Source organism: Microbacterium sp. cx-59, assembly GCF_020805625.1.
Taxonomy (GTDB): domain Bacteria; phylum Actinomycetota; class Actinomycetes; order Actinomycetales; family Microbacteriaceae; genus Microbacterium.
On the sequence record NZ_JAJHGO010000007.1, the window covers coordinates 445058 to 461914 of the forward strand.

General features: G+C 71.4%; 12 protein-coding genes. 10 read left to right on the forward strand and 2 right to left on the reverse strand.

Annotation, left to right across the window (positions count from 1 at the left end; genetic code table 11):
* Positions 1 to 90 precede the first annotated feature (90 nt).
* From LMI96_RS09575 to LMI96_RS09620, 10 genes are all read left to right on the forward strand, one after another.
* Positions 91 to 930 (forward strand): FAD binding domain-containing protein, encoded by an 840-nt coding sequence (locus LMI96_RS09575; RefSeq protein WP_228361342.1) that lies wholly within the window; start codon positions 91 to 93, stop codon positions 928 to 930.
* On the forward strand, positions 927 to 3857 hold the full coding sequence (locus LMI96_RS09580) for a molybdopterin cofactor-binding domain-containing protein (protein WP_228361343.1): 2931 nt from the start codon (positions 927 to 929) through the stop codon (positions 3855 to 3857). The genes LMI96_RS09575 and LMI96_RS09580 overlap by 4 nt, the downstream gene beginning before the upstream one ends.
* 529 nt (positions 3858 to 4386) lie before the next feature.
* Entirely contained in the window at positions 4387 to 4992 is a 606-nt protein-coding gene (locus LMI96_RS09585; RefSeq protein WP_228361344.1) for a helix-turn-helix transcriptional regulator, read from the forward strand.
* 150 nt (positions 4993 to 5142) lie between these two features.
* Positions 5143 to 6207: an ABC transporter substrate-binding protein gene (locus tag LMI96_RS09590; RefSeq protein WP_223722144.1), complete on the forward strand. Its 1065-nt coding sequence runs from the start codon at positions 5143 to 5145 to the stop codon at positions 6205 to 6207.
* 76 nt (positions 6208 to 6283) lie between these two features.
* Positions 6284 to 7657, forward strand: coding sequence for an amidohydrolase family protein (locus LMI96_RS09595; RefSeq protein ID WP_228361345.1), 1374 nt, complete (start codon positions 6284 to 6286; stop codon positions 7655 to 7657).
* A gap of 30 nt (positions 7658 to 7687) precedes the next feature.
* On the forward strand, positions 7688 to 9193 hold the full coding sequence (locus tag LMI96_RS09600) for an aldehyde dehydrogenase (protein ID WP_228361346.1): 1506 nt from the start codon (positions 7688 to 7690) through the stop codon (positions 9191 to 9193).
* Positions 9190 to 10602 (forward strand): NtaA/DmoA family FMN-dependent monooxygenase, encoded by a 1413-nt coding sequence (locus LMI96_RS09605; protein WP_223722141.1) that lies wholly within the window; start codon positions 9190 to 9192, stop codon positions 10600 to 10602. The genes LMI96_RS09600 and LMI96_RS09605 overlap by 4 nt, the downstream gene beginning before the upstream one ends.
* On the forward strand, positions 10592 to 11092 hold the full coding sequence (locus tag LMI96_RS09610) for a thiamine pyrophosphate-binding protein (protein ID WP_223722140.1): 501 nt from the start codon (positions 10592 to 10594) through the stop codon (positions 11090 to 11092). Before LMI96_RS09605 ends, LMI96_RS09610 begins: the two co-directional genes overlap by 11 nt.
* A gap of 43 nt (positions 11093 to 11135) precedes the next feature.
* Positions 11136 to 11750 carry a thiamine pyrophosphate-dependent enzyme gene (locus tag LMI96_RS09615; RefSeq protein WP_228361347.1) on the forward strand — a complete coding sequence of 205 codons (615 nt, stop codon included), beginning with the start codon at positions 11136 to 11138 and terminating at the stop codon, positions 11748 to 11750.
* Positions 11750 to 13312, forward strand: a complete 1563-nt coding sequence (locus LMI96_RS09620) for a GMC family oxidoreductase (RefSeq protein WP_228361348.1) — start codon at positions 11750 to 11752, stop codon at positions 13310 to 13312. The genes LMI96_RS09615 and LMI96_RS09620 overlap by 1 nt, the downstream gene beginning before the upstream one ends.
* 456 nt (positions 13313 to 13768) lie before the next feature.
* Here the strand turns inward: LMI96_RS09620 and LMI96_RS16160 are convergent, their stop codons facing one another.
* On the reverse strand, positions 13769 to 13894 hold the full coding sequence (locus LMI96_RS16160; RefSeq protein WP_263317538.1) for a hypothetical protein: 126 nt from the start codon (positions 13892 to 13894) through the stop codon (positions 13769 to 13771).
* Between the two features lie 163 nt (positions 13895 to 14057).
* Positions 14058 to 16607 carry a phosphatase PAP2 family protein gene (locus tag LMI96_RS09625; protein ID WP_228361349.1) on the reverse strand — a complete coding sequence of 850 codons (2550 nt, stop codon included), beginning with the start codon at positions 16605 to 16607 and terminating at the stop codon, positions 14058 to 14060.
* Positions 16608 to 16857: the final 250 nt, after the last annotated feature.

A 16857-nucleotide genomic window follows, 5' to 3' on the forward strand; every position in this document is an offset into this window, starting at 1 on the left:
GCGCGCATACGCTGAGGAAACACAGGCGAAATCCGTGCCTGGTTCACTGAACGCACCCTGTTCATGTGACCAACATCCCGAGGCAGAGCCGTGGACATCACCACCATCACGAGCTTCCGCGCCGCACGCACGCGCGGCGATCTGGCGTTGACGCCGGGCGAGCGCTACATCGCCGGCGGCACCTGGCTGATGAGTGAACCGCAACCCGATACGACGGGTTTCGTGGATCTCACCACCATGGGCTGGGCCGACCTCGAGATCGACGAGCAGGGCCTCCGCATCGGCGCGACCTGCACGATCGCACGCCTGCTCGCCTGGGTCGAAGGCCGCGCGAGCGACCTGCCGTCGCCGCCGCCCGACTGGCACGCCATCGGCATGATTCCGGATGCGGCGAACGCCCTCCTGGCCTCGTTCAAGATCTGGAACACCGCGACCGTCGGCGGCAACCTGTGTCAGACGTTCTCGGCCGGGTCGCTTCTCTCGTTCACCGTGGCGCTCGACGGCGTGGCCGTGATCTGGACGCCCGACGGCGGCGAACGGCGCATGCCCGTGGCGAGCCTCCCCTCGGGCAACGGCACGAACGTCCTCGCCCGCGGCGAGGTACTGCGCGCGATCGAGATCCCCGCCCCCGCTCTCCGCTCACGCGCGCTGCTGCGGAAGATCGCCCTCGCCGAGCTCGGCCGGTCCGGCGCGGTCGTGACCGGCCGCCACGACGAGGATGACACCACGACTTTCGTCGTCACGGCGGCGACGTTGACCCCGACCGTGCTGCGGTTCGAGGGGATTCCGGATGCGGCGACGCTCACCGCATCCGTCCTCGCCGCCGACGGCTACTACACGGATCCGCTGGGCGAGGCCGACTGGCGACGCGCCGTGAGCGCCGAGCTGGCGGAACGCATCCGGCGCAGTCTCGAGGAGGACGCGGCATGAGGTTCGAGGTCAACGGGACGCCCGTCGAGGCCGATCCGGCGCCCGGCCAGTGCCTGCGCACGCTGCTGCGCGAGCACGGCCACACCGAGGTGAAGAAGGGCTGCGACGCCGGCGACTGCGGCGCGTGCTCGGTGATCCTCGACGGCGAACCGGTGCACTCGTGCATCATCCCCGCCGTCCGCATGGAGGGCGCGTCGATCGTCACCGCATCCGGGCTCGCTCCGGGTGACGAGCTGCATCCGGTGCAAGAGGCGATCGTGGAGAACTTCGGGTTCCAGTGCGGCTTCTGCACGCCGGGCATGAGCGTCACCGCCTCGACCCTCTGCGCCGACGACCTCGACGACCTCGACCGCCGGATGAAGGGAAACCTGTGCCGCTGCACGGGGTACCGCCCCATCCGCGCCGCGATCCGCGAGTCGGTGCTCGGCCCGGTGCGCGAGACCGGCCGCGCCGTGTCGGGCCCCCGCGCGTCGGACCCCAGCCTGTCGGACCCCAGCCTGTCGGACCCCGACATGTCCCACTTTTTGCCGCTTTCCGACCCGGATAGCGGCAAAAATGGGGACACGCACCGCGAAAAGTGGGACACGGTCTCGGTAGCAGCCACGGCCACAGCGCCAGCATCCGCACCCGCACCCGCCCCCGCACACACGCCCGGCGGGCAGGGCGTGGGTACCTCAGCCCGCCCTGCGGCGGGCCGGCGGGTCGTGCAGGGCACGGAGCCGTTCACCTTCGACGAACCCGTGCCCGGCGCGCTCGTGCTGCGGGTGCTCGGTTCACCGCACGCGCACGCGCGCATCACCGCGATCGATACGTCCGCGGCCGACGCGATCCCCGGGGTCGTCGTCATCCTCACGCACCATGACGCTCCCGCCACGCGGTTCTCCACCGGGCGCCACGAGCACCGCGAGGACGACCCCGACGACACCCGCATCCTCGACGACACCGTCCGCTTCGTCGGCCAGCGCGTCGCCGCCGTGATCGCCGAGAACGCCGCAGCCGCCGATGCCGCCTGCCGGGCGATCCGGGTGACCTACGACGTGCTTCCGGCGGTGTTCGATCCGGATGCGTCCCGCCGCCCCGGCGCGCCGCTGCTGCATCCGGACCGCACGCCCGAAGACCGCGTCACCGACGCGTCGCGCAACGTCGTCGCGGCGATGCACGAGACGCACGGCGACGTCGATGCGGCGCTCGCGGCGAGCGCGGTCACCGTCTCGGGCACGTGGCAGACCTCGCGCGTCACGCACGCGCAGCTCGAGACGCACGGCGCCGTGGGCTGGCTCGACGACGACGGCCGCCTGGTGATCCGTTCCTCGACCCAGGTGCCGTTCCTCACCCGCGACGAGCTGAGTCGCGTCCTCGAGCTCGACCGCGACCGGGTCCGGGTGCACGCGGCGCGCGTGGGCGGCGGGTTCGGCGGCAAGCAGGAGATCTTCACGGAAGACCTGGTCGCCCTCGCGGTGCTGCGCACCGGACGCCCCGTCGCGTACGAGTTCTCGCGCACCGAGCAGTTCCATCGGGCGTCGGTGCGCCATCCGATGCGCGTCGCCGTCGACCTCGGCGCGACCGCCGACGGGCACCTCACCGCGCTCAGCGTCGATCTTCTCAGCGACACCGGCGCGTACGGCAACCACGCGATCGGCGTGATGTTCCACTCGCTCGCCGAATCGACGACGATCTACCGCGCCCCGACCCGACGACTCGACGCGGAGGCCGTGTACACGAACAACGTGCCCTCGGGCGCGTTCCGCGGCTACGGCCTCGGGCAGGTGATCCTCGGCGTCGAGTCCGCGATGGACATGCTGTCCGAGAAGCTCGGGATCGACCCGTTCGAGCTGCGCCGCATCAACATGGTGCGCGAGGGCGACCCGCTGCATCCCGACGCCGACAAGTACGAAGAAGACCTGGTCTGGGGCAGTTACGGGCTCGACCAGTGCCTCGACCTGACCGAGGCCGCGCTCCGCCGCGGAAACGGTGTGGACGCGCCCGACGGATGGCTCGTGGGCGAGGGGATGGCGGCCTCGATGATCGCGACGATGGCTCCCCGCGGTCACATCGCGCAGACCTCGGCCGCGCTCCGCCCCGACGGCACCTACCTGTTGCGGGTCGGCACGGCCGAGTTCGGCAACGGCACGACGACGGTGCACCGGCAGATCGCCGCATCCGTGTTCCGCGTGCCACACGAGCGGCTCGAGCTCTGGAACGCCGACACCGACGCCGTGGCGCACGACACCGGCGCCTTCGCGTCGGCCGGAATCACGGTCGCGGGCAAGGCGCTGCACGCCGCATGCCTGGCCCTCGAGGGGCGGATGCGGACCGTCGCGGCCGCCCTCACGGAGACGGATGCGACCGATGCCGTCGTCGGCCCCGACGGCGTCGAGACCCCGGCCCGCACGGTCGCGTTCGCGGAGATCGTCGCGGCGGCCCCCGCGGACGAGCGCGAGGGTGACGCACTGGTGGCGGACGGCAGCGAACTCGGCGACCTCCGTTCGCTCGCTTTCAACGTGCACGCCGCCCGCGTCGCGGTCGACCCGACGACGGGCACCGTGCGGATCCTGCAGTCGATCCAGTCGGCGGATGCGGGTTTCGTCATGAACCCCGCGCAGTGTCGCGGACAGGTCGAGGGCGGGGCAGCGCAGGGCATCGGCAGCGCCCTGTACGAGGAGGTGCTCATCGATCCGCAGGGCCGGGTCGTGAACCCCGTCTTCCGCACGTACCGGGTGCCGCAGTTCGCCGACGTGCCCGAGACCGAGGTCTATTTCGCCGAGACGAGCGACGACGTCGGCCCCTTCGGCGCGAAGTCGATGAGCGAGTCGCCGTACAACCCGGTCGCCCCGGCGATCGGCAACGCGATCGCGCGAGCGCTCGGCACCCGGCCCTTCGTGCAGCCGTTCACCCGGCAGCGCGTCTGGCGTCTCACGCAGGGCTGAGCGCGCCCGCCGAGCGCGCCCGCTGAGCGCGCCCTCCGGCTGAGGGCGCCCCGCCGGGCTGAGGACGCTCCGCCGACGCCCGCTCCGCCGACGCCCGCTCACGTGGCGCAAACTGCCACGCGACACGACCGATCGCGACACGTGAGCCGAGCGGTCCGACGCTCACGTGGCGCAAACTGCCGCCGGGGTGGGCCGATTGCGACACGTAAGCACGCGGCGCGCTCGGCCGTCGACGTGGGCGGAGTGCGACGCCCGCCCGCGAGACACCCCGCTCACGTGGCGCAAACTGCCGCGCGACACGACCGATTGCGACACGTAAGCCGAGCGGTCCGACGCTCACGTGGCGCAAACTGCCGCCGGGGCGGGCCGATTGCGACACGTAAGCACGCGGCGCGCTCGACCGTCGACGTGGGCGGAGTGCGACGCCCGCCCACAAGACACCCGCTCACGTGGCGCAAACTGCCGCCGGGGCGGGCGGATTGCGACACGTGAGTGCGGGGGCTGCGCCGGCCAGGATTAGGGTGGGCGCGTGACTCCCTCCGACGCCGCGACCGCATCCGCCGCGACGGGCGAAGCCCAGATCGGCGTCTCGCTCGGCCGGGCCATCCGCGAGGCACGCGCCGCGAAGAAGCTGTCGATGCGCGCGCTCGCGACCGCATCCGACATCAGCCAGCCGTTCCTCAGCCAGATCGAGAGCGGGCAGACCATGCCCTCGCTGGTCACGCTGTACCGACTCGCGAAGGCCCTCGAGCTGTCGCCTTCGGCGCTCTTGCCCACGCTCGAAGAACCCGAGCTCGTGCACGTCTCGCGACACGATGAGGGCGTCTGGGTGCCGATCGCCGACAACCCGGATTCCGCCACGACCCGCGTGCTCTCCTCGGGCACCGCGCGCCACGCGACCGTGCAGGAGTACATCGTCGAGCCCGGTCAGTACATGGGCGACTGGTTCCAGTCCGACGGCGAGCTCACGGTCTACGTGATCGAGGGGGCCATCAACGTCGACATCGAGGGCCACGGCACGTGGACTCTCGCTGCCGGCGACGCGATCGCGCACCCCGGCGCCATCCGCAACCGGTGGTCGGTGCACGGCGAAGGACGCGCGCGGATGCTGCTCTCGTACGCGTTCGGCGGCTGATCGCGCCAGACCCGGTCATCTTCAGCGAGGAGTAACACCGCCGAAACGTGATTGCCATGTGCAATCAATGATTACTCCATACGATCACTCTGACGCGCCCCCCGAGCGCGACCGGCACCGGCCGCACCCGGCGCACCAGAGAGAATCGTCATGGCATCCCGATCCTTCACCCGCATCCGCGCGGCCGTCATCCTCGCCGCGGGAGTCCTCGCCCTGAGCGCCTGCGCCGGCACGAGCTCCGCGACCCCCGCGAGCGACGCGGCAACCGACGCCGGCAACGGCGAACTCAACGTGCAGCTCGCCTGGATCCTCAACGAGGAGTGGTCGGGCGAGTTCATCGCCGAGCACGAGGGCTACTTCGCAGACGCCGGGTTCTCCGCGGTGAACCTGATCCCCGGTCCCTCCAGCGGAATCGCCGAGCTCCTCAGCGGCACCGCCGACGTGTCGCTGACCGACGCCCTGTCGGTGGGCGCTGCGGTCGCGAACGAGTCGGCTCCCCTCAAGGTCATCGGTGCGACGTTCCAGAAGAATCCCTTCACGATCGCCTCCCTGACCGAGGGCGCGAACATCACCACGCCCGAGCAGATGGTCGGCAAGAAGATCGGCGTGCAGGATTCCAACCGAGCCGTCTTCAACGCGTTCCTCGCGGCGAACGACATCGACCAGGCCGACGTCGACATCGTGCCGATCCAGTACGACCCGGCCCCGCTCACGACCGGCGAGGTCGACGGCATGATCGCGTTCGTGACGAGCCAGTCCACCACGATCGAGCTCTCGGGCACGCCCGTCACCGACCTGCTCTTCGCCGACAACAACCTGCCCTTCGTCGGGCACGTCGTGACGGCGACCGACGAGACCATCGCCGCGCACCGCGACGCCCTGAAGGACTTCCTGCACGCGGAGATCCTCGGATGGCAGGATGCGGTCGCCGACCCGTCCGAGGGCGCGACCCTGGCGGTCGACCAGTACGGCGCCGACCTCGGACTCACTCTCGAGGGGTCTCTCGCGAGCGCGACGGCGCAGGCCGAACTGCTCGTGACCTCCGCCGAGACCGCCGAGAACGGCCTCTTCACCATCTCGGACGACCTGCAGCAGCAGACGATCCAGAGCCTCGCCGCCGCCGGCTACGACCTGGACGTCACGGACCTGTTCGACCTCAGCCTGCTGACCGAGCTCTACGACGAGAACCCCGACCTCCTCACCGCACAGAGCTGATCCCCCGCACGGCGGATCCGCTCGGCCGACGCGCACAACGGATCCGCCCGCACCACCGCAACTCCCCCGAGGCACCATGAGTCACACCCAGCTGTTCACCCCCGACATCCTCGTCACGATGGATGACGCCCGCACGGTGCTCACCGACACCGCCGTGCTCGTCATCGGGGACACGATCACCGAGATCGACCCGCGCGCCGACCTGCTCGCCCGCCATCCCGAGGCCGAGCACGTCGACCTGCCGAACCGGGTCCTGATGCCGGGACTGATCAACGCCCACCACCATTCCGGGATGCTGCGCGGCACGGCCGAGCACCTGCCCGTCTGGGAGTGGCTCCGCATCCACATCGACCCGATGCACCGGGTGCTGCGTCCCGACGAGGCCGAGGCCGCCGCGTGGCTCTGCTATGCGGAGGGACTCCTGTCGGGAACGACCACGGTGGTCGACATGTGGCGGTTCATGGATGGCGCGGCACGCGCCGCATCCGCCCTCGGAAACCGACTCGTCAGCGTCAACTACGTCGGCGAGCACCCCGAGTTCGACTACTTCGACACGCTCGACGACAACGAGCGCATGCTGCGGGAGTGGACGGGCGCCGCCGGCGGTCGCATCATGCCGTGGGTGGGGCTCGAGCATCCGTTCTACGCGGATGCGGCCGGCCAGCAGCGGGCGATCGGCATGGCGCGTGAGTACGGCACCGGCCTGTACACGCACTGCAGCGAGTCCGAGATCGAGATCGCCGACTTCCGCGACCGGCACGGCGCGCGGCCGATGGTCGCGCTCGAGCGGCTCGGCTTCTTCGACGTTCCGCGCGCGATGATCGCGCACGCGGTGTGGCTCGACCAGGACGAGATCGACCTGATCGCCGCGCGCGGCGTGGGCGTCTCGCACAACCCGGTCTCGAACATGAAGCTCGCCAGCGGCATGGCCCCGATCGCCGAGATGCTCGCGGCGGGCGTCGCCGTGGGGCTCGGCACCGACGGCGAGAAGGAGAACAACAACCTCGACATGTTCGAGGAGATGAAGGTCGCGTCGCTGCTCGGCAAACTCCGGACGATGGATGCGGCCGCGATGGATTCGTGGCAGGTTCTGCACATGGCGACCCGGGGCGGGGCGGCGGCGATCGGTCGCGGCGATGAACTCGGCGCGATCACGGTGGGGCGGAAGGCCGACTTCGTCGCCGTCCGCACCGACACCCCCCGGATGACACCGCTGCTGCCAGAGGGCGGCCACGCCAACATCCACCACAACCTCGTCCACGCGGTGCGCGGCTCCGACGTCGACATGACGGTCGTGGCGGGTTCGATCGTCGTGCGGGACGGGCAGCTCGTGGGCGCCGATCTGCAGGAGCTGATCGCCCGCGTCCGCCACCTCGTTCCCGGCCTCTTCGCCCGGCGCGCCGACTGGATCGCCGCGCAGGACGAGCTCACCGGGCTCTTCCCCCACTGATCATCCCCACCCTCACGAGAGGCCCACACCATGACGATCGACCTCGATCGCGCACCGCTCGGTGAACGCGCCCAGCGCTTCCTCGACGACGATCCCGGGCGCCTGCTCATCGGCGGGCGCTGGATCGCCGCCGCGAGCGGGGCCGATTTCGCGACGCTCGACCCGGCGACCGGCGAAGAGCTCGCGCGCATCGCCCGCGGTGACGCGACCGACGCCGACCGCGCCGTCGCCGCCGCATCGGAGGCTCTGCCGGCATGGTCCGCGATGCGGCCCGCCGACCGCTCGCGTCTGCTCTGGCGGATCGCCGACGTCATGGAGGAGCACCTCGACGCCCTCGCCGAGCTCGAGACGCTCGACCAGGGCAAGAGCCTGCGCACCTCGCGGTTCGGTGAGATCCCCGCCGCCATCAACCAGTTCCGGTACTACGCCGGGTGGCCGACCAAGATCCTCGGCGAGACGATCCCGACCTCGCTCTCGCGCACGCCCGAGGGCAAAGAGGTGTTCGCGTACACGCGCCGCGAACCGGTCGGTGTGGTCGCGGCGATCGTGCCGTGGAACTCGCCCATGATCATGACGTCGATGAAGCTCGCACCCGCCCTCGCCGCCGGGTGCACGATCGTGCTGAAACCGGCCGAGAACACCTCGCTCACGGCCCTCTACCTCGGGCGCCTGCTGCAGGAAGCGGGTGTTCCGGCCGGCGTCGTCAACATCCTCACCGGGTTCGGCGCGGAGGCGGGTCAGGCGCTCGTCGAGCACCGCGGCGTCGCGAAGATCGCGTTCACGGGGTCGACGGCCGTCGGAAAGCGGCTCGTGCAGTCCGCATCCTCCCGCCTCGCCCGGCTCACCCTCGAGCTCGGCGGCAAGTCGCCGTCGATCATCATGCCGGATGCGGATCTGCCGGCAGCGATCGAGGGCGTCTCCCGCGGCATCTTCGACAACGGCGGCCAGGTCTGCGTCGCGAGCGCCCGCATCTACGCGCACCGCGACGTGTACGACGAGGTCGTCGGCGGCATGGCCGACGCCGGGCGCGGACTGCGTCTCGGCCACGGCCTGGGCGCCGCGACCGATCTCGGCCCGCTGGTCAGTGCCGCGCAGGCCGAACGCGTCGCCGCGTTCGTCGACGAGGGCGTGGCAGAAGGGGTGACCGTCGTGACCGGCGGCGAGCGCGACGGCGCGGCCGGCACGTTCTTCACCCCGACCGTCCTCACCGACGTCACCGCCGACATGCGCCTCATGCGCGAAGAGATCTTCGGCCCGGTCGCCGTCGTCACACCCTTCGATGACCTCGACGAGGTCGTCGGCTGGGCGAACGACAGCGACTACGGCCTCGCCGCCAGCGTCTGGACCGAGGGTCTCAGCAACGGTCACCGGATCGCCGCGCGACTGCAGGCGGGCACGGTGTGGGTGAACTGCCATTCCTTCCTCGGACCCGAGCTGCCCAAGGGCGGCCACAAGGAGTCGGGCTGGGGCTACGAGAACGGCCCGCAGGGGCTGGAGAACTATCTGGAGACGAAATCGGTGGTGATGGTCCTGTGAGCAAACGAATCCGCCTCGGGGTGTTCGAGATGATGAACCCCTCCAACGGGATGCCGACGTGGACGCATCCGGATGGCCGAGGAGACGACTGGGACCGACTCGATTACTGGGTCGACCTCGCGAAAGAGCTCGACGCCGCGGGGTTCGACTTCCTGTTCTTCGCCGACACCTACGGGTACGCGACGCTGGACGGGCGGATGCCCGACGAGGTCGCGGCGCACGGCATCCAGTTCCCCGCGCTCGACCCGATGCTCGCGATCGCCGCACTCGCCCGCGAGACCGAGACCCTCGGGTTCGTCGTGACGTCGCCGACCACGGTGGAGCGCCCGTACGGCACCGCCCGCCGGTTCGCCACGCTCGACCGGTTGACCGGCGGACGCATCGGCTGGAACGTCGTCACGGGCAGCTCGCAGTCGACCACCGACGAGCTGTTCGGTGTGACGGAGCAGCTGTCGCACGACGCGAAGTACGACGCCGCCGACTCGTTCCTCGACACCTGCCTGCGCTACTGGGAGCACAGCTGGGACGACGACGCCGAGGTGCGCGACCGCGACCGCGGCGTGTTCGCCGACCCGGCGAAACTGCACCGGGTCGAGGTGGCCGACGCGCACCAGCGCTCGCGCGGGATCTTCGCGGTGCCCCCCACCCCGCAGCGCACCCCCGTGCTGTTCCAGGCGGGCACGTCCGATCGCGGCCGGGCCTACGCCGCGCGGAACGCGGAGGCCGTCTTCATCCAGGGCCAGACCATCGCATCGGCGGCCGCGCACGTTCGCGACATCCGGGAGCAGGCCGTGCAGGGCGGACGCCATCCGGAGGACGTCGCCGTGGTCACCGGCCTGACGGTGACGGTCGCCCCGACCCGCGCCGAGGCCGAGGCGCTGCGCGCGGAGTACGAGGCGCTGCTGGGCCTGGATGACGCGGCCGTCATGTTCGCCGGCATCACGGGGCTCGACCTCACCGGACTCGACCCCGAGTCGCGGGTCGTCGACCTGAAGACCGACCTCGGGCAGACGCTCGTGCAGCGGTACGCGCGGCAGAACCCCGACATGCGGGTGGGCGAGATCCTCGACCAGTTCCGCACGAAGGCGATCCGCGGGTTCCAGATCACCGGCTCCCCCGAGGAGGTCGCCGATGAGATCGAAGCGATCGTCGACGGCTCGGGCATCGACGGCATCATGCTGGAGCCGACATTCGGTGGGCCGGGGGCGTATCGCGCGTTCATCGAGCTGGTCGTGCCGATCCTCGCGGAGCGCGGTCGGGTGGGCCGCCCCGAGGGCCAGACCCTCCGCGAGCGGTTCTCGGGCTCCCCGCGGCTCGCCCCCACGCACCGCGCCCACCGCCTCGCCGCCCGCGCGGCCGACGACCCGATCATCCCCACGCACACAGAGAGAGATGCCGATGAGAGCTGACGCCGTCGAGGCGGTGATCCGGGGCCTGAAACGGGCCGGGGTCAGCGTCGCCACCTACCTGCCGGATTCGCTCCTTAAGGAGCTCTATCCGGCGCTGGATGCGGACGCCGACATCCGCACCATCCCCGTCACGAACGAGGGCGAAGGTGCCGCGATCGCCGGCGGCGTGTTCCTCTCCGGCAAACGTGCCGTGCTCGTGATGGAGAACTCCGGCCTCCGCGCCGCCACCGAGCACCTCGCCCGGATGGGGTTCGGCGCCGGCATCCCGGTCGTCATGATCATGAGCTACCGGGGCGAGCTCGGCGAGAACAACTGGTGGGCGATCCCGCACGGGATCACGATGGAGCCGCTCCTGCAGACGCTTCGCACGCCGTACCGGATCGTCCGCGAGGTCGACGAGATCGAGCAGGCCGTGGTCGACGCCTACGAGACCGCCTACGCCTCGTACCACCACGCGGCCATCGTCCTCGGCGGAGGTCTGGTCCGATGAACATCCACGCACCCCGCACGCACGGCCCGGAAGGGGCGAACCGATGAGTTACAGCAGATTCGAGGCCATGCGGATGCTGGGCGCCCGGCTCTCCGACGAGCTCGTCATCCTCTCCCTCGGCGGCGCCGTCGACGAGTGGTACAACGCGGCACCGCACATGCGGGACGCGAGCCTCTTCCAGCAGCAGCTCGGCTGCGTGACCCCCGAAGCCTTCGGGCTCGCGGTCGGTCTGCCGCACCGGCGCATCGTGTCGCTCGACACCGACGGCGGACTCCTGTTCAACCTCGGCATCCTCGCGACCCTCGGCAACGAGCGGCCCGCGAACCTGTTCGTGGTGGTCTGGGACAACGAGCAGTACCAGTCGATCGGAGGGCCCGCGACCCACACGGCGAAGGGGCGCGTCGACCTCGCCGCGATCGCTCGCGGCGCGGGAGTCGAGAAGGCGTTCACCGCCGAGACCCTGGACGAGTTCGACGCGCACTGCGCGGCCGGGCTCGCCGCATCCGAGCCCTACATCGTCGTCGCGAAGACCGACGGCATCCTCGAGCCCGGCATCGGGCGCAAGCACTCCGACGGCCGCGAAGACAAGTACATCTTCGTGCGCCACGTCGAGAAGACCGAGGGCATCACCATCATGGGACCGAGCGAGCACAACTGATGCCGATCGTGCACGCGCCCGCCGCCGGCTATGACGTGCTCGTCGTCGGCGGCGGCGCGGCGGGATGCGTTCTCGCCGCCCGCCTCTCCGAGGATCCGGCGCGGCGCGTGCTGCTCGTCGAGGCGGGGCCCGACCATCGCGGCATCCGCGAGGTGCTCGACGCGGCGCACTGGGATGCGATGATCGGCGGCCCGTACGACTACGGGTACCGCTCCACTCCCACGCCGCACGTGCTCGGGCGGGCGCTCGCGATGCCCCGCGGCCGCGTGCTCGGCGGCTCGTCCTCCACGAACGCGATGCTCTGGTACCGCGGCAACCGCGCCGACTACGACGCGTGGGCGGATGCGGGTGCCACCGGCTGGGGCTACGACGACCTGCTGCCCTTCTTCCGCCGCTCCGAGGCGCGGCCGGGCGGCGACCCCGCATACCGGGGGCTCGACGGTCCGATGCGGGTCGGTCCGCTCGCGGACGTGCATCCGATCGCCGACGCGATGATCGCCGCGACGGCCGAACGCGGCCTGCCGGTGCTCGACGACGCCAATGCGGCCGACAACGAGGGCGCCGTGTACGCGGATTACAACGCGATCGTCGGGGAGGACGGGGCATTCGAACGCTGGAGCACCGCCCGCGGATACCTCGAACCGGCCCTCGGCCGAGAGAACCTCGACGTGCTCGTGGGCAGCCCGGTGCACGCCCTCGTGCTCGACGGCGACCGGGTGACCGGCATCCGGCACCTCGTCGACGGCACGCTCCGCGAGACCTCCGCCGCGCAGGTCGTGCTGGCGGCGGGCGCGCTCGACACCCCGCGGCTGCTGCAGCTGTCCGGCATCGGCGACGCGACGCGGCTCGCGGCGGCCGGCATCCGTTCCCGTCATCACCTGCCGGGCGTCGGCGAGAACTTCCAGGACCACCCGCTGATCCTCGGCATGAACTTCCGTGCACGGGCGTCGCTCGGGCCCGTGATCGGCAATGGCGGCGGCGCGATGCTCAACTGGCGGAGCACCCACGCCGACGCCGGACCCGACCTGCACGCGGTCATCGCTCACGGGTCGCGGGGCGATGAGACGCTGCACGCCGCGCACGACCTGACGGGCGACCGCGTGTTCGCGATCGTGCCCGGGCTGTACCGTTCGCGGAGCGTCGGATGGGTGCGGGTGCGGTCAGCGGATCCGGATGCGGCCGCTGACCTGCATCCGAACTACCTCGCCGACCCGACCGACCTCGCCGCGATGGTCGAGGCGGTCGACGCCGTGCACGACCTCGTCGCGACGCAGGCGTACAGCGAGCTCGCGGAGGGCCCGATCACGCCGCCGCACGGGTTGGCGCACGCAGACAAGGTGCGGTTCGTGCGCGAGAACATCGGCACGTTCTTCCACTGCTCGGGCACGGCGCGCATCGGCACCGACGACCTCGCGGTCGTGGATCCTGGCCTGCGGGTGCGGGGACTGTCGGGCCTCTGGGTCGCGGATGCCTCGGTGATGCCGTCGATCCCGACCTGCAACACGCAGGCCCCGACGGTAGCGATCGCCGAGCGCGCCGCCGAGCTCCTCACCGCGCCCTGACCCGCCGCGCGCGGTGTCGCGCGGGCTGCGCTGTCGCTCGGGCTGCGCTGTCGCTCCCGGTGCGCTGCACTGTCGCTCGCGCTGCGCTGTCACTCCCGGTGCGCTGCGCTGTCGCTCCCGGTGCGCTGCGCTGTCGCTCCCGGTGCGCTGCGCTGTCGCTCCCGGTGCACTGTCGCTCGCGCGGTTCGCTGTCGCGCGTGGTTCGCTGTCGCGCGTGGTTCGCTGTCGCGCGTGCGGTCGCGCCCCGCGCTGCCACGCTCACGTGTCGCAATCCGCCGCCCCACCACACCGATTGCGTCACCAGAGTGCGTGGAGATGCTGCTCACGTGTCCCAATCGGCTGGCGCCGCCGACGCATTGCGACACGTGAGCGGGCGGGCGACACGTGAGCGTGCCGGAGCGGGGCGCGGGGCGGGCGGAGCGGGGCGGGCGGGGACGCCGGGCGCGACGCGAGGCGTCAGGCGAGCGCGGCCGGGTGCGAGCCGGTCGCGGTTGCGTCGGCGTCGTCATCCTCCTCGAACGGGTCGTTCAGCGGCGGAAGCGTCGGGTCGTTCGGGGCGGGATGCGGATCTGCGGTACTCATGCCCACACTCCACACCCGCGCACGCGACCGACCGAGGGCTTGACACTTGCCGGGCGCGCGTGGCGAAGATCCGCACGGCAGCCCTCGCTACGCCGCATCGGACCGAAACTCGGCGACTAACGCGCCACCGACCGACATGCCTTCGGGCGGAAATCCGCGCCATCTACAGACCCGCCCGCGAGGTCCACCACCGCACAACACCGCGGGCGGGGGCGCGCCGCATCCGGCGACGCACGATGACCATGGCCGCGCCCGTCAGCAGCAGCCCGGCCGCGAGGAACGGCACCAGCAGGAGCGGCGCGGTGCCACCCGTAGCGGCGAGCGCGGCGATGCCCGGTGCAGCGGCGACGGTGAGCGGAGCGGATGCGGTGACCGCACTCGATGCACCCGTCACCACTATCGTGTGCGACCCGGCCGGGATGTTCACCGGGATCGTGATGCTCACGATGAACGCCCCGGTCGGTCCGACGACGGCCGTTCCGACCTGGACGGGCGTCGATCGCAGCTCGATACCGACGGTCTCGCCGGGCGCGAAGCCCGCTCCCGACACCGTCACGCGGTCGCCCGCGGTGACGCTCGCGTCATCGAGCGTGACGACGGCGGTGGCGATTCCGGATGCGGTCGCCGTCCGGGTCTGCGGCGCATATCCGCTCTTCGACCCGGTCACTTCGACGCTCAGCGTCTGGCCCACGTCGGCGAAGCCGACGGTGTAGTCCGCCGAGGTCGCGCCCGCGATCGCGACGGCGCCGCGGAACCACTGGTACCCGAATGTCACGGGCGTCGGCGTCCAGGCGCCGGGCGTCGCGGTCAGGGTCTGCCCCACGACCGGAGTGCCGCCGATGGCGGGGGTTCCGGCCGTCAGCGACCCGACGGCGGGCGTCGTGTTCACGAGGTGCAGCGCACCATCCGTGATCCGGAGCGCGGGGGTGTACCCGGCCGGCAGGCCGTCGACCTGCACCGCGTCGAAGCTCGTGCCCGCACCCACGCGCCCGAAGGTCGCGATGACGGTGTCGTCGCTCGGTACCATGCCGTTCGCGAACGAGATCTTCGCCGTTCCGTCGACGGATGCGGTGCCCGCCACGACGAGCGCGGGCGCAGGTCCCTCGACCGTCAGCTCGAGCGTGCTGGTCGGGGCGAGCGTCAGGTCGCCGCCGATCTGCACGGGCGCCGTCGCGGATTCCGTGAGCGTGCCGCCCGCGACCGAGACCGAGCCGGTTCCGAGCGCGTCGGCGGATGCGGCGGCCAGCGTGCCGCCGTTCACCGTCGTGCCGCCGGTGAACGTGTTGTCGCCGGTCAGGGTGAGCGCACCGGTGCCGGACTTCGTGAGCGAACCCGCGCCCTCGATGTCGTTCCGCCACGAGTCGGCCGCGCTGAAACCGCCCTGCGCCGCATCCATGTCGACCGAGACGTCGGTGTCGAAGGCGCTGTACCCATCGGCCGCCGCGTACAGGTTCAGGCGTCCCCATCCTTCGGCGTCGTCGAGCAGCGCGTAGCCGGAGCCCAGCCCCGTCGACTGCAGCACCCACCGGCGCTGGTCGGCCGTGAGGTACGGCAGCCGCGACGCGAGCAGCACCTCGGCGCCCTTCGGCACGACGACCGGGCGGGTCGTGTCACCCACCCGCGGCAGGCCGTAGGTGAGCCGATCCGCGTAGAGCTTCTCGTTGCCGGCGTGGTCGGCGTAGGCGTCGGCCCCGACACCGGGGGTCGCCAGCAGCGCCTCGGCGGCGGTCCGCGCGGCCGCCATCTTGTCGGCGTTGGCGGGCTGGTTGAGGGCGGCGGCAGCGACGGCGGTCGCCATGATGCGCCCGCCGATCACGTCCCCCGGCGAGTGCATTCCGGCGACGATGCGGCTGTTGCCGATGTCGGACGCGCTGGTGAGCAGTTCCTGGAACCGCTCGGGCGCCGCATACGCCAGCGCCAGGGTCGCGAGGTACGCCGCGTTCGTGTGGCCGCTGGGGTAGCCGCCGTCGCTCAGCGCGTTGGCGTCGGGCTGCTTCGCCGGAATCAGCGTCGGCAGCACCTGCACGTCGGTGCTCCACCGGAACGGGCGCGCGTAGTTGTAGTACGCCTTGGACGGGTTGGTCGACGCGGACGAGTTGCGGAACTGGTTCACGAGCGCGACCATCGGCCCGTAGGTCGAGGTCTCGTCGGCCCACGCTCCGTTGGCGTTGCCCTTGTCGTCGTATTTGACCGTCGTCGCGTCGGCCGGGATCTCGTCGGGGATGGTCGTGCCCGCGTTCGTGCCGGTGCGGAACGCATCCGCCCAGGGTCCGAGGCCTTGCACCGCGGAGTAGTTCTGGTTGCGCCGGTCGTAGCGGTACGCGGCGGCGGCCTGCTCGGGAGTGCGCGCCGCGGTGATCCGCGCGGCATCGGCGATGTTCGCATCCAGCACGGTGGCGTTCTTCACGGTGCCGACGCTGTCGGGGATGAACCGCCCGCTCGCGTCGAACGCGGCCGTCGGCGGCACCTCGGGCGTCCAGTAGTCGAGCATGGGCGTCAGCAGACCGATCGCCGCGTTCGTCTCGGGCGAGGTGTTCGCGGTGGTGTTCGTGGCCCACGCGTCCACGTAGTACCGTCCCCACGCGTCAGGATGCGGAGCGATCGGGTCGGTCCCGGCGGCGTGCGCCGGCGCGGCGATGCCGAAGGCCAGAGCGCCGGCGAGCGCGGTCGCCGTCACGGCGGCGGCGCGGCGGCGCGCAGAAATGCGGGTCATGTGGCTTGTCTCCTCGGGGGGTTCGCGCGCGCGAAAGCGCACACCCGACCGATTTCACCTCGCCCGGGTGACCGGCGTGCGCCCTCCCGGTGAACGGATGCGGTCCCGCGCCCGGGCGACGATGCTCACGTGTCGCAATCGGCCGGCGCGCGCGACGGATTACGACACGTGAGCGTGCCCGCCCGCCCGGGCCCGCTACCCGGGCGGGTCAACGGGCCCGCTCAGGTGTCGCACTCGGCGGGCGGCGATG

Excerpts from the sequence above, each read along its gene's own strand:
- LMI96_RS09580 (WP_228361343.1), top strand. The coding sequence starts at position 927 with ATGAGGTTCGAGGTCAACGGGACGCCCGTCGAGGCCGATCCGGCGCCC.
- LMI96_RS09590 (WP_223722144.1), top strand. The coding sequence starts at position 5,143 with ATGGCATCCCGATCCTTCACCCGCATCCGCGCGGCCGTCATCCTCGCC.
- LMI96_RS09595 (WP_228361345.1), top strand. The coding sequence starts at position 6,284 with ATGAGTCACACCCAGCTGTTCACCCCCGACATCCTCGTCACGATGGAT.
- LMI96_RS09600 (WP_228361346.1), top strand. The coding sequence starts at position 7,688 with ATGACGATCGACCTCGATCGCGCACCGCTCGGTGAACGCGCCCAGCGC.
- LMI96_RS09610 (WP_223722140.1), top strand. The coding sequence starts at position 10,592 with ATGAGAGCTGACGCCGTCGAGGCGGTGATCCGGGGCCTGAAACGGGCC.
- LMI96_RS09615 (WP_228361347.1), top strand. The coding sequence starts at position 11,136 with ATGAGTTACAGCAGATTCGAGGCCATGCGGATGCTGGGCGCCCGGCTC.
- LMI96_RS09620 (WP_228361348.1), top strand. The coding sequence starts at position 11,750 with ATGCCGATCGTGCACGCGCCCGCCGCCGGCTATGACGTGCTCGTCGTC.
- LMI96_RS16160 (WP_263317538.1), bottom strand. The coding sequence starts at position 13,894 with ATGAGTACCGCAGATCCGCATCCCGCCCCGAACGACCCGACGCTTCCG.
- LMI96_RS09625 (WP_228361349.1), bottom strand. The coding sequence starts at position 16,607 with ATGACCCGCATTTCTGCGCGCCGCCGCGCCGCCGCCGTGACGGCGACC.